The sequence below is a fragment of the Qipengyuania benthica genome, assembly GCF_030717865.1.
Classification (GTDB): Bacteria; Pseudomonadota; Alphaproteobacteria; order Sphingomonadales; family Sphingomonadaceae; genus Qipengyuania; species Qipengyuania benthica.
Genome location: NZ_JAVAIL010000002.1, coordinates 99,411 through 112,392, shown reverse-complemented (window position 1 = coordinate 112,392; position 12,982 = coordinate 99,411). Strand labels below are relative to the sequence as shown.

Sequence of the window (12,982 nt, the reverse complement as noted above, 5' to 3'; positions counted from 1 at the left end):
CCGCGGGGACGCCGGCCGTTAAGTCAATTGGCGCCAGGCGTGCCGCCCTGGGTCACGGTTGCGGTGTTGTAAGTGCCGCTCTGCGTCACGTTCGACACGTTGCCGTCCGAATACTGGTTAACGGTCGCCGAGTTATGCTGGCCCCGCTGGAAGACATCGGACACGTTGTCGCTGCCAATCTGAGTGACGACCGCATCGAGGAACTTCCCGTTCTGGTCGATGTCAGATTTGTTGTCGTCGCCGGACTGATCGACAGAGGCAGACCCGTAGGTCAGGCCGCTCTGGTTGATCTTGGAGACATTCCGTTCGCCCGACTGATCGACGCCGACCAGCAGGTCGTCTCCGACATCATTGAGCAGCCCCCGCTGGTAAATCGTCGACTGGTTGTTCGAACCGGACTGATCGACATTTGCGGTGTGGGAGCCCGCCGTCGTTTGCGTAATCAGCGAACTGTTGGCATCGCCAGCCTGCGCGACGTAAGCCGCATTGTTGGTGCTGCCGACCAACTGGTTAACAGTCGAGTCGTTGTCCGTACCGATCTGCTCGATGTCGACAAGCGAGGACGAGCCCGCCTGGCTGACAATCGAGTTGTTGAGCGATGCGCCCTGAACGACGAACGCCTCGTTGCCGGTGTTGCCCGATTGCTCGATGTCCGACGTGTTCGCCAGCCCCGTTTGCGTGACGTCGGCAAAGTCGCCGCTGCCCAGCTGCCGGATATCGGAAACGTGATTGTTGCCAGTCTGGTCGACAATCGCGTCGTTGTTGTCACCGTCCTGCAGGATGTCCGAGCTGTTGGATGGGAAGCCGTCGGTAGTGACATTCGCAAGCTGCGTCACATTCGCGGATGAGGCACCGTTCTGTGTAATGTTCGACAGGTTGTCACCCTGCGCGGTGCCGATGCCGCCGAACGCCGGATCGCCAGACTGGCTGACCATGGCAGTGGCTCCGCCAGCGTTCTGGGTGATGTTCGATTCGTTGTAGAGGCCGACCTGGCTTACGTCCGCCTCGGCGGCAGCGTTCTGGATGACGCTGGAGCGGTTGAGCTCACCATCCTGATCAACCAGCGCGTCGGCGCCGGGTGCCAGAGCGGTCTGCCTCACGCTCGACGTGTTGCGATCGCCATCCTGCGTCACCAGCGCTTCGTTCTGCGCTCCCGACTGGTCGAGCGTCGAGTCATTGCCATCACCATTCTGGATGACAGTGGCGTACAGCAGGCTCGGATTGACGCCGCTCAACTGGTTGATTGTCGATGCGTTGTCGGTGCCGGTCTGCGAAACGCTCGCGACCGAAGCGTCGCTGCTCGAAGCGCCGGCCGCTATTTCCTGGCGGATAGCCGAAGTGTTGGCGTCTCCACTCTGAAAAGCGCTCGCCACCGCGCGTTGCGCCGGGTCCTGGTCGATCGTCGAGATGTTGCTGTTGCCGAACTGAGTCACGCCGGCCGAGGCGGTTTCGTCTACAGCGTCGCCCACGGAGTTCAGCGAACCGCCCTGGTTGATGGTGGACTGGTTGTCTGCACCGCCTCCCTGATGCACCTCGGCGCCATTGGCGGTGCCGGTCTGCGTGACGTTGGAGGTGTTGTCGCCATCCTGCTCGACCAGGACACGGTTGCGGTTGTCGATGCCAACGCCAGGATTTTGCACAACCGTCGAATCGGCGCTATCGCCGGACTGAATTACAGTGACGCGGTTGTTGCGGTCAGCGGTCTGCGAGTTTGTAGTCGACTGTTCGACCGACGATGTGGCGTTGGTGCCGCTTTGCGTGACATCGGCTTCATTGCCGCTGCCGCTCTGCATGACGGTGCTGCCATTGAACGAACCGGTCTGCGTGACCTCTGCGTCCTGATTTGATCCGCTTTGCGTGACCCCAGAGGTATTGCTCTGAGCAAGCGCGGGTCCGGCGATCAGCAGCGCAGCCGCTGAAACCGAACTAAGGAAAATATTCTTCATTTCAAAAACTCCCAAAGAGATTGTTCAGTCCGTGTCGTGCGGCCCGGCGCCCGGCGAGGAATCTCGCTTGGCGACGTGAGGCGGACCCTTGCCGGGCCTCGATTTGTGGTTCGTTCCGTCGCGGGCGAATGCCCGTGACAGTGCGCTTCTCGATCAGGAGCTTGGTTTGGGGAGCTCTCGATGCTGCTGATGCAGCAACCGGAGCCAATCCGGGGCTTTGGCCCTTCACCATGGTTGTCAAACTCCTTCCGGAGATACATAACCATGTCTGTTCTGCGCAAATGACGCAGACACCGACCTGGTTGTCTCACACGCAACTCAGTCATTCCTGGCGCGTCGGAGCTGCAACTCCGGCGCGCCTTCCTTTTGCACCGACCCTGAAACGCGGCTGCAACCGCAAATTCAAAGCCCCCGGAACCCTTGGCAATCGTCAGGCAGGTCCGGTTCCATGCCTGATCAGTTGATCACCGCCAATCGGCTGCAATCAATTCCTCAGTCGTCCGCCTTGCGAGCGATCGAGAACTCTGTCCCCATCGGCCTCGTCTCCACGAACGCTGCGCTTGATCCGTTGCGGCGCCATCGGCGGCGCATTGCGCAGCGCCTCGGCCATCTCAGCCTCGTCGATCTTGCCGTCGCGCTCTTGGCGGTATTCCCACAGCAGCGGCCAGCCGGCATCCGTATCGGCGAAATTCCACAGTTTCAGGTCGACGCCTTCGAGTACCAGGCCATAGACGGCCTTTTCGATGGCCTGCTGAAGAGCGACCTGGTCGGGCTCGTTGGTCGTGTACCCGATTTCGGCCTGAAGCAGCTCCTTGAAGGCGATATAGCGAAATGCATTGGCGCCGACAGATTGGCTCGCGATGGTCTTGGACGCGGTCACCGTGGTAAGCACTTCGCCGGTTCGAACCGAAACGGCTCGCAGGTAGACGGTCACCGTGTCTTGACGATATTCGGAGCGACCACCAATCCCGAGGAATGCAGCACCTGCTCCCCCGGTCACCGTGTTGGAGTCATAGCCGACGATTCCGCCTTCCAGAAGCACGCCAGCAAATAACAGTGCCGGAAGCGCTTGAGGATTAACCCCTTGCTCACCAAGATAGCGTTCACGCATTTCGCGAATGATCTGGCGTTCGTTTAACAGGTTCCTGAGCGACTCACGCTCTACGATGGTAAACCATTGCCGGTTGCCGGCATCTTGGAGTGCCTTGACGAGGATCGAGCCTCCACCTTGGCTTACCGCACGTGAAAGTGTCTGCCCCGCCTCAACTGGCTTGAACTGACCAGTCTGGTCTGAAAAGCCATAGACAGCGACGGCAACGGGCCGGTCCGGAGCAGGTAGAGCAGACAGCAAGGTTTGTGTCTGTGTTCTGTCGGGGATGAAAGCCTGAGGCCGAGTCTCAGGAAATGCAGTGCGACCTGAGTTGGTCACCGTATCACATGCGCCCAGCGTAAGAGCCGCCAAGGTTATCCATGCAGTTTTAGAAAGCACGGACCGCATTTCAATCGACCTCAATGAAGGTGGGGATGACAATTGTCGTTACTTCACCAGTGTCGTTATCTGTTATGGTCAGCGTAACCTCGGTCAGACTACGAACGAAATTGATGGTCTGACCGCCAAAGCTGATTGTTCCGCTCTCTTGAGGGTTCTCACCGAATATTGCGTTCACGATCTGTGATGAGAGCGCCGAGAGGAGCCGCGACTGCAACTGGCGAGCAAAAATATCAGCCTGCGAGCTATTTTGCGTGGAGGTCGGATCCTTATAGTCATTCTGCGCGTTCGCAATTCCAAGCAAGTGTGCCGAGTTGAACGGATTGCCACCAAATGAAGGATCAATTGGTTGATAGGTGATATCTTGCGCAGCTGCGGGAACCGTAACTGCATACGCAGCGACTGCTATTGGAAATGACAAACGCGCTCTTGAAAACATTAAAACCCCCTCCACAAGAGCGATGCAATGCGCTCAGGCAGCTCAACGCTCCGCTATCGGATATCAATGAGTTAACGTGGAATTAATATAAGGCCTACCGATTCGCATCCCCAAAGTGGGGGAGGAATCATTGAGCCCGCGAGAAAGTCACTTTGGTGTCGCAACCTGGGACAGAAGCGCGCGAATGACTAGCATGAGCAATATCCCCTCACGAGTTGTGTGAGTTGAACCGCCGACCCAACACCAGCTTTCGAGTGGATCTGCTTCATATGGCTTCGCACAGTACTAAGCGAAACCCCCAGATTACCGGCAATTTCGCGCGTCGAATTGAGTCGAGAGAATTGATCGAGAACTCTCGCTTCGCAGACAGTCAGACCAAGTGCTTTAGCTAGCCCACTTTGTTCGACGCTACGGTGCGGAACGGATAAATTCAACATCAGGCAGACCAGGCTGGGATCTTCCTGGGGCGAGAGTGCCATCACCATAGCCCAATGTTTTCTCTCGTTACCTTGAACAAGAAGGGTTGAGCATTCTTCCCCTACGCCCTCGATAAATTCAGCAAGCTCGTTTAAGGCCGCGTCAGTATCTGCCCCGAGATAACCCTCATTTAGACGAAGGGGAACGGGCTGCCGCATTAATTCAGCAGCTTTATTGCTTTGCCAAACTATCTTGAGTTCGCGATTGATCACGAGACGGGGGCGCGCATCAAGCGAACCGAGCCATCGGTCGAATGTGCTCTCTAGATCGAAAGTTGCGGCCCTCTCCGATCGAACGCTGTTTGCAAACGCCAATGAACGCCCCTTCGCCATGCTTCTATTCGGACACTCGATGTGACCGACGTATGGTGCGACCCGAAGGGTGAGTTCGGTCATCAAGAACTGATGCCATGCCTCTTGTGCTATGCGGTTAACCGTAATTTTTTAGATTGCAACCCTGGGCAGGCATCGGCCCGGTGTTCTCATGCCGACAAATACGCAGTTGCCATATTGTAGTGGCCAGCAGCACCTTGCGATCGGATTAGGCCCTTCTCTAGAGAGGCGCGGCGAAACGGCAAGCGAGCGCACGTGTGCCTTATCTTCGGCGAGCCCTACTTGGGCCGCGAAGCCGATCGGGAAGGAGGCTAACAGGAAACGGCCTTATATCTTTCGTAACTTCAGGAATGGCGTCGGCTGCTTCCTTCAATAAAGGGATGTGCGCCTTTGAATATCGGCCACCTGTCTCGCCTTGGGTTTTGTGGCCTGCAAAATCAGCGGCCACCGCTTCCGAAATCTTCGCCGCCTTGAGGGAATCGATGGCGGTATGCCTGAATGCATGGACGCCCTGCCCTCCGCCGACGAACGGAAGCGCGGCGGCGATCTTGACCCAGACCCTTTTGTAATAGGCGTCGCCCATCGTGCCCTTGCCGCTCTCGGCGGCCAGTTCGGGGAACAGCAGCGTCTCGCCAGCTTCTCGCAGAGCCTTCACATATTCGGGAAGGCCCAACCGGATGAGTTCGTCTGCGAATGGCAACTTGCGCTCCGAGCCGATCGTTTTGATCCTGCGCGTCGCGTTGTCTCGGATGAAGAAGAGCCAGAATCCATCCGATTCCTCGATGTCGACGAGTTCCATTCCACAGATTTCATCGCGGCGCATGCCGGAATACCAGGCAATCAGCGGCACGAAATACCAAGCGTCGTGCACGAGGACATTGCCGGACTGCATGCGCCGGGAGTGCGATTTGGATCCTGTCCAGGGCGGCAGGCTGAATAGCTCCCGGCCCTGCTCTTCGGTATAAACTGCGCGGAGATTGCGCTGGTTGCGTTCGTCGTAGACCGTAAATGCTCTATAATCGAGTTTGGCCAGGGATTGATGACCGCTGAACCAATTAGTCAGTTGGCGGAGGAAACCCCAATGGCGATTGGTGGTAATGGGGTTGAGACCGAGGTCGTCATCGGTGAGGTATTGCTTCTCGCCGATTCCGGAGCCGTTGGAGTTAGCCTTCTCAGGACGCGCAGTTGCTTTTTTCCCCGCGGCAACCTCGGCCTCATATTCAGCAACGATCTCGAGGATCGTCATCTCGCGCTGCCTCTTGGCCTTGCGGAACGTGGCCCCGTGTAATTTCCCGAAGCAACGGTTGAGCTTCACTAGATCGTCGTGCGTCACCTGGGCGAGGGGACGGCCCCCCATAACCTCCTCCAGAAACTGGGCAGGCAGTCGAAATTGTTCGCGCGTCTTTTCCGTCCACGGCTTCATGCCTGACTTGCGCGCCGTGCCATCCGCCCCGCCGGTCCGCGGATTATGCTCGAAGAATTTTTCGACGGCTTGGGTCGGAGTCATCGTTGCCCAAGGACCTGGGGCCACCGGCTGCGATTGGTCAGCCGAAGCGAGAGCTATCGGCGCGGCGTGATCCTGGGAAGCTGATTCATATCCCCCGATCGGCACCGCCGGGTAAGCCGATCCCGGATTGGCTAGCACCTCGCGGAACTCGCGTATTGCCACGATCCGCGCTTCGTTGATCACCTTGCGTGCCATTGCTTCACGCAGCGCTGACTGGTCCACGCCGATCTCGGCAAGCCGTGCAATAGCGGCCTGCTCGGCGCCTTCATGCTCGATGGATGCCGCGATGTCGGACCAGGCGAGGATTAGGACAGGCGCCTCATCATCGTCGGGGTCGAGGTGCGCGATTAGAAAGTCCTCGACCTTTCCATTCTTGGCACCATCCTGCGCGGCCATCTCGCTAGCCCCAAGCCGCAGCGACAGCGCCTTGCCGATATCGTCGTGGTCTTCGGGCGGCACGATATGCAAGCTGGCATACATCGTCTCGAGCCGGTCGCGTTCTTCCAGCATCTGCCGGCGGTAGATTTCTGCTCTCTGCGCGCCTGTCAGGCCATCGCGCGCCATATTGCTCATCATGTTCATCGCTACCCTCTCCCCGATCAAGGTCAGCGCCGGCGCGAGCAGTCCTGCCCGTTTTCGGCACGTAGTCTTGAGGGACATCCGTAACCGGAAAGGCTTATCAGGCCCTAAACGTATGAGTTTGCGGTAATAATACGTGCCCTGCTTGCGGGTAACGTTCTGAATGCCGGACATAGCCGTGGTATCCTTCCGTGGCACCCTGCCGTGGCACCCTACAGGGGCCATCCACGGCGGGATAAATGGAAGAAACCAGAGGTTTCAGAAGCTTAAGTTATTTCCGGCTGGGGTCCCTGCCACCCCAGCCACTTCCCTCGGTATTGCCCGCAGATATACCGCGTCGTTTCAAGCAGCGGATTATCATGGAGTCATCGTGGCTCAGCGGCCCTCACCGAGCGCACTGGGAGTTTCCGTGAGACTCCCTCTCGATCAGTCGTAGCGCAATTGCCCGCGGAGCGCTCCGCCCGGGTATTCGACTGTCTGGATCTGGATGTAGAACCCCGGCGGATCGGGGCGAAGCAAGTCCTTCGCCAGTTCGGTGCTGTTGATGCAGCCGTTCCACCCGCTTTCGCCTCCGCGCGGCAGTTGCGCGACGACAGGGCCCTCCTGTCCCTCGTAGCCACGATAGATGCGAGCCCCTGTCGCTTCGCCGATGCCGCGGATGCTGCGAATGTTGTAACACACTGCATCCGCATTTCTCGTGACCGTTATCTGAGCGACAGCGGATCCGTCCGGATCGCCCGCTCCGACGACCGCCGCTCCGTTGAGTTCCGCATCGTAGGAGGCTTCCACGAAGCCGACCGGACCTTCAGGCGATGTGGCACAGGCGGAAAGGGCAAGCGCCAGCGCACTTGCCGGAGCGGCTCTAATCATTTCTTGGAACATCTGGCTCTCCAGTCAAATTGCTCGGGCGAAAACCCCGGATCAGCTTCGATTGGCTTGGGGAAGGCCGATGGTTGCAGGGCAAGGCAGAAGCTTATCGCGCGTCAGATATCGTCGACTTCTTCTTCGACTTGTTCGACGCAATCGGTATCGTCAGGAGCGCAGGTTGCTGCAGCGGCACCCGCCCCGGCACCGAGAAGCGCCGTGCAGCCCGACAGGCTAAGCCCGGCGAGTAGAATTGCCGTGGTGGTAAGCTTTTTCATGATAGATCGCTCCTCGATCGGTTTGCATTATCGGTAAAATGGGCCGGCAATTTCGAAGGTTCCGAAAGCAGGAAAAAAGCTTTGGATACCAGTCCTTAGCACGTTCTCGGGCGAGCATCTCTCAATGCCCTTGTACTCGGCCCCAGTGGCGCAGGGTGCGCTAGACCCCGCTACTGATGTCTGGGCTCCAGGTAGAGATAGGCGGGATCGAAATCCGCCCGCCCCTCGAGAGCCTTGAGGTCGGGGATCTCGACCTCCTTGCTGCGAAATGTCGCGAGTCCCTCGTCGCGCAACTCGCGAAGCATTCGATTCACATGGATCGTCGTGAATCCGAGGGCCTGCGCAAGATCCGCCTGCGTGATCGGGAAGCGATAGCTCTTACCTTGGGTAAGACCCACGACCTGGAGGCGATAAAACATCTCGCAGAACAGATGCGCGACACGCATCGCACCCGCCCTCGCCCCGAAGCATACAAGCCACTCGCGATGCATCGATGCATCGACCATCGTGGCAAACCACAGGATCCGCCCCAGCCGCGGGTTGCTATCGATGATCTGGGTGATGTCCCGGTGTTGGAGCTTCACGATCCGGCAATCGGTCAGGGCGGTGATGCTGTGATCGAGAACCTCCAAAGGATAGGAGTGCAGATCGACGAAGTCGCCGGGGATGTTGAATTGCATGATCTGCCGCGAGCCCTCGGTCGTGTATTTCGATCGGCATGAAAATCCCTCGACCAGCAGCGAGGAGTAGCTGATCTCCTCGCCCTCGGGGACGATGATATCGCCCGGCTTGAACTCCAGCGTCTCGGTCATCCGGGCGCGCAGCATATTAGCGTCTTCCTCCGAAAAGGCATAGCGCTCCTGGATAGTGGCGATGAGTTTCTCGATCATGTCTGCCCGACGGGCTCTCCTTCCAGGTCGCTTATCGCAACAACCTCGCCGAAGGTCACCTTGAACAGCACAGCGCCGCTCTCGTCGGTCACGGCGACATGGTGGCTCAGATCCAGAGTACCATGTCTGACGCTTTCTGCCGCCATGGCGCGGGCTTCGTCTCTGGCTTCGGCGAAAGCGGCGCCGGCATCGGGCAGCTCTCGACCCTCTTCGTCAACGGTGTGAACGTCGTTGTGCAAATGGAAGTAAAACCGCATTCTGCTTAGAAAGCCTAACGATTACAACGGTTCCCCGAGCCCTGCGACGCCGCATGTCACTTGCGCGCCATTTCGACACCTGAGACCGGCCTGAGATCGACAAGTTTCGGTCGACGAGCCGAAAGGGTTGACGCGGCATGACCATCGGGCGATAGGCGACGAAGCAAATGCAAGTCATTCGCAATAGCAGGGCACGATAATTTCCGATGGATATGCAAGCGACGCAGCAGCCGGTGTGCGGCACTCGGAGCGTTCCGCGCAAGCCGGGCAAGCGCCGAATCCCGGCCTTTTGGGTGCGTCAGTTCCACACCTGGCACTGGATGAGCAGCGCGATCTGCCTCGTGGGAATGATCCTCTTCGCGGTGACCGGCATCACGCTCAACCATGCAGGATCGATCGAAGCCGAGCCGCAGATCGCGACGCAGGAATACACGCTTCCCGCAGCATTGCTCGAAACGCTCGCCGCCGTGCCCGAGGGCGCCGGAGCGGGCACTGCAATCCCCCCGCCCGTGACCGAGTGGCTCGACAAGACAGCCGGTGTGGATGTCTCCGGCCGGGCGCCCGAGTGGAGCGAGATCGAGCTATATATCCCGCTGGCGCAGCCGGGCGGCGATGGCTGGGTGTTGATCGACCGGACCACCGGAGCGGTGGTGCACGAAGCCACCGATCGCGGCTGGATCGCCTATTTGAACGATCTCCACAAAGGGCGGGATACCGGTATCGCATGGTCGTGGTTCATCGATATCTTCGCCGCGGCCTGCGTGATCTTCTCGCTGACCGGACTGTTGCTGCTCCAGCTTCACGCCAAGAAGCGGCGTTCGACCTGGCCCATCGTCGGCGCGGGGGTGGCGATCCCGCTCTTCCTGCTCGCCTTCCTCACCCACTGACCCGAACCGGGAGCTTCCCATGCGCGTTTCGATCGCCTTCGCCTTTGCCGCCAGCGGCCTCGCCGCCGCCCCCGTCGCAGCCCAGGAACTCGCCGTCAGCGTCGAGATTCCACGGCTGCGCGTCGCCGAATACCACCGCCCCTATGTGGCAATCTGGATCGAGGACGAGGCCGGCAAGGCTGTGCGCACGCTCAACGTCTGGTACGATGGCAATCTGTCGCCCGAGGACGGCGCCAAATGGCTCCCCGACATGCGGACCTGGTGGCGGCGCGCCGGCCGCGCGATGACGATGCCCGCCAATGGCGTCAGCGCGCCCACCAAGGCACCCGGCACCCATGCCCGTACATATCGCCAGGGCAGCCGCCCGCTCGCCAATCTTCCCGCTGGAAACTACAAATTGCGCGTCGAAGCCGCTCGCGAGGTGGGAGGGCGCGAACTCGTGACGCTGCCGTTCCAATGGCCGCCGCGCGCCGCGACCTCGGCGAGCGCGGAAGGCAAGTCGGAACTGGGAACAGTCCGCCTGACCACCAGGCGCTGAGCCGCGCCCCGATACCCCTATCCCTCCACGATTCGCCCTAAAAGGATTCTGTCATGTTTGCCAAACCCAGCCTGCTCGCCCTCGGCGCCGCCCTTGGGCTCACCGCCCTCCTCCCCAGCGCAGCCGACGCCCACCGGCGCTGGCTGCTCCCCTCCGCCACCGTGCTGGCGGGCGAGAGCGACCTCGTGACGGTCGATGCCGCTGCCTCGAACGGGTTGTTCGTGTTCGAGCATCGCCCGATGCCGCTCGATTCGCTGGTGGTCACCGGCCCCGATGGCGAGCCAGTGAATCCGGCTATCTTGGGCTCGGGCGCCTATCGCAGCGTGTTCGACGTGCCGCTGGCAGAGCAAGGCACCTACCGGATCGCGCTGGTCAGCGACGGAGTGATGGGATCCTACTCGCTCAACGGCGAACGCCACCGCTTCCGCGGTGCCACCGCAGAGCTGCCCGCGGACGCGAGCGACATCCGCACCAGCCACAACCATTCGCGCACCGAAACCTTCGTCACGCTCGGCGCTCCCAGCACCGGCGCGCTCGCGCCCACCAACAGCGGGCTCGAGATGGTCCCGGTCACGCATCCCAACGATATCGTTGCGGGCGAACCGGCAGTGATGCGGTTCCTGCTCGACGGCCAGCCGGCAGCGGACTTGGAGGTCGAGTTCGTCGCAGGCGGAACGCGCTATCGCGACGATCCGGGCATCGCCATGCTGCGGACCGATGCCGAAGGCCGGGTGACGCTGGAAGCGGGCGAACCCGGGATGTATTATCTCGAGGCATCCAGCGCTCAGGAAGCCTTGGAAGGCAAGCCCGAGAGGCGCGCTTCCTATACTGCTGTGCTCGAATTCCTGCCGCTTTGAGGGCATCGGGCAGCTTGGCGCCGGAAGGAGCGGGGCAACTGCTTCTCCCCTTGGGACGGGCGGCGGAAATCGCGCCTCCGCCCGTCGATAGCCGGGCGACCTTGCTGTCCGGCGAAACAATGGGCACGGACTGGTCGCTGGAAGCGGTCGCTCCGGTTTCGGTCGGCGACAAGCAGCTGCGCGCCGCGCTCGAAGAGGTTTTCGCACGCGTCACCAGCCAGATGAGCCAATGGGATGAAGCTTCCGATCTCAGCCGCTTCAACAGCGCAGCACCGGGAAGCCGGCATCGGCTTGCGGAGGAATTCGCCTATGTCCTGGATTGCGCTCTGAACATCGCCAGGGCGAGCTCGGGCGCATTCGATCCGACGATCGGCGCCGCGTCGGACCTGTGGGGCTTCGGGTATTGGCCGCTCCTCGACCGGCTCCCCTCCAAAGACGACGCCGCTCGCACCCGCCGGTATGATTGGCAGGATGTGACGCTCGAAGAAAGCGGTCGGCTCCTGTTTCAACCGGGCGGGCTCGTGCTCGATTTTTCCGGCATCGCCAAGGGTTTCGCTGTCGATGCAGGCATGGCAGCGATCGCCCGGCTCGGCGTCGATCACGCGCTGCTGAATATTGGCGGCGAATTGCGTGGAGCGGGCCTGCGCGCCGACGGCTTCCCGTGGTGGGTCGATCTCGAGGTTCCACTCGCGAGCGCAGTTCCAGCCACGCGCGTAGGGTTGACCGGCTGGTCCATTGCCACTTCGGGAAACTGCTCCCGCCGACGCTGGATCGGCGAATACTCCTGGAGCCATACGATCGAACCGGGAAGCGGATCGCCTTTGGGGGACGACATACTCTCCGTAACCGTGCTTCACCCGGGCTGTATGCAGGCGGACGCGCTGGCTACGGCCATCACCGTGCTCGGCCGCGAAAAGGGCAAGCAGTTCGCCGATGCGCACGCGATCCCCGCGAGGATAGTGATGAAATCAGAAGTCATCGAGAGCGGAGCCTGGGCGAAATGGGCTAGCTAGAATGGGTGCGGAATGGCCGGAATGGTCGCGAACTGATCCTTTCCGGCTGCCAGGGCTTCATTGCAGACGGCAGTGGGCGAGGGTACCGAATTCGCCGCAACGGGCAAGGATGACAAGATGAAGAGCTGGCTGTGGATGGTGTTGCTCGCGGCACTGGCGGTGGGTGCATGCGCCGAGCCGCCGGGGCCCCTCGCCATCCGGTCGGCAACGGTTGCGGACCGGGGGACGATCTTTGTCGTCCGGCATCTGCACAAGGCACAAGGCGACGACCCGTCGCTCAATTCCCAGGGTGCTGAAGCCGCAGGGCGGCTGGCGGAAATGCTGGCCGAAAAAGGCATCGCCGCGATCTTCGCAACGCCGACGCGCCGGGCGATGGAAACTGCCGGCCCACTCGCGGAACGGCTGGGCGTTTCGGTCACCCCATACGATCCCCGCCAGCCGCAGGCGCTGGTTGCGGCGGCCGATAAGGTCGGCGGATCGCTTCTGATCGTCGGCCACAGCAACACCGTTCACGACCTGATCGGACGCTTCGGCGCAACGCCGCCCCCTCCGCTGGAGGAACAGGATTACGGAACGGTTTTTGCGATCGGTCCGGAGGGCCGGCTCGAAACCTTCGAAATCCGGTGACC

At 60.7% G+C, this 12,982-nt stretch carries 14 protein-coding genes; 5 read left to right on the top strand and 9 right to left on the bottom strand.

The genetic code is table 11. The annotated features are described in order from the left end of the window. Positions 1–23: 23 nt before the first annotated feature. From Q9K01_RS05840 to Q9K01_RS05800, 9 genes are all read right to left on the bottom strand, one after another. Positions 24–1,946 (bottom strand): beta strand repeat-containing protein, encoded by a 1,923-nt coding sequence (locus tag Q9K01_RS05840; protein ID WP_305929283.1) that lies wholly within the window; start codon positions 1,944–1,946, stop codon positions 24–26. Positions 1,947–2,430: 484 nt separating this feature from the next. After that, the gene (locus tag Q9K01_RS05835; RefSeq protein WP_305929282.1) at positions 2,431–3,444 is read right to left on the bottom strand and encodes a CsgG/HfaB family protein; all 1,014 of its coding nucleotides are present in this window, start codon (positions 3,442–3,444) and stop codon (positions 2,431–2,433) included. A 1-nt stretch (position 3,445) separates the two neighbouring features. Further along, positions 3,446–3,874 carry a curli assembly protein CsgF gene (locus tag Q9K01_RS05830; RefSeq protein WP_305929281.1) on the bottom strand — a complete coding sequence of 143 codons (429 nt, stop codon included), beginning with the start codon at positions 3,872–3,874 and terminating at the stop codon, positions 3,446–3,448. Between the two features lie 188 nt (positions 3,875–4,062). Continuing rightward, positions 4,063–4,746, bottom strand: a complete 684-nt coding sequence (locus Q9K01_RS05825; RefSeq protein ID WP_305929280.1) for a helix-turn-helix transcriptional regulator — start codon at positions 4,744–4,746, stop codon at positions 4,063–4,065. A gap of 199 nt (positions 4,747–4,945) precedes the next feature. Next, the gene (locus Q9K01_RS05820; protein ID WP_305929279.1) at positions 4,946–6,943 is read right to left on the bottom strand and encodes a site-specific integrase; all 1,998 of its coding nucleotides are present in this window, start codon (positions 6,941–6,943) and stop codon (positions 4,946–4,948) included. Positions 6,944–7,195: 252 nt separating this feature from the next. Then, the gene (locus Q9K01_RS05815; RefSeq protein WP_305929278.1) at positions 7,196–7,651 is read right to left on the bottom strand and encodes a CHRD domain-containing protein; all 456 of its coding nucleotides are present in this window, start codon (positions 7,649–7,651) and stop codon (positions 7,196–7,198) included. A 101-nt stretch (positions 7,652–7,752) separates the two neighbouring features. Beyond that, the gene (locus tag Q9K01_RS05810) at positions 7,753–7,911 is read right to left on the bottom strand and encodes a hypothetical protein (RefSeq protein ID WP_305929277.1); all 159 of its coding nucleotides are present in this window, start codon (positions 7,909–7,911) and stop codon (positions 7,753–7,755) included. A 170-nt stretch (positions 7,912–8,081) separates the two neighbouring features. Next, positions 8,082–8,801 carry a Crp/Fnr family transcriptional regulator gene (locus Q9K01_RS05805; RefSeq protein WP_305929276.1) on the bottom strand — a complete coding sequence of 240 codons (720 nt, stop codon included), beginning with the start codon at positions 8,799–8,801 and terminating at the stop codon, positions 8,082–8,084. Further along, positions 8,798–9,058, bottom strand: a complete 261-nt coding sequence (locus Q9K01_RS05800) for a DUF6894 family protein (protein ID WP_305929275.1) — start codon at positions 9,056–9,058, stop codon at positions 8,798–8,800. The genes Q9K01_RS05805 and Q9K01_RS05800 overlap by 4 nt, the downstream gene beginning before the upstream one ends. A 206-nt stretch (positions 9,059–9,264) precedes the next feature. Between Q9K01_RS05800 and Q9K01_RS05795 the strand changes: the two genes are divergently transcribed. The 5 genes from Q9K01_RS05795 (at position 9,265) to Q9K01_RS05775 (ending at position 12,980) form a co-directional block, all read left to right on the top strand. After that, on the top strand, positions 9,265–9,945 hold the full coding sequence (locus tag Q9K01_RS05795; RefSeq protein ID WP_305929274.1) for a PepSY-associated TM helix domain-containing protein: 681 nt from the start codon (positions 9,265–9,267) through the stop codon (positions 9,943–9,945). Positions 9,946–9,964: 19 nt separating this feature from the next. Continuing rightward, positions 9,965–10,483 carry a DUF2271 domain-containing protein gene (locus tag Q9K01_RS05790; protein ID WP_305929273.1) on the top strand — a complete coding sequence of 173 codons (519 nt, stop codon included), beginning with the start codon at positions 9,965–9,967 and terminating at the stop codon, positions 10,481–10,483. A gap of 53 nt (positions 10,484–10,536) precedes the next feature. Continuing rightward, entirely contained in the window at positions 10,537–11,340 is an 804-nt protein-coding gene (locus Q9K01_RS05785) for a DUF4198 domain-containing protein (RefSeq protein ID WP_305929272.1), read from the top strand. Positions 11,341–11,459: 119 nt separating this feature from the next. Next, positions 11,460–12,353 carry an FAD:protein FMN transferase gene (locus tag Q9K01_RS05780; RefSeq protein WP_305929271.1) on the top strand — a complete coding sequence of 298 codons (894 nt, stop codon included), beginning with the start codon at positions 11,460–11,462 and terminating at the stop codon, positions 12,351–12,353. 72 nt (positions 12,354–12,425) lie between these two features. Further along, a complete protein-coding gene (locus tag Q9K01_RS05775) occupies positions 12,426–12,980 on the top strand; it encodes a histidine phosphatase family protein (RefSeq protein ID WP_305929270.1) in 555 nt (184 codons plus the stop codon). Positions 12,981–12,982 lie beyond the last annotated feature (2 nt).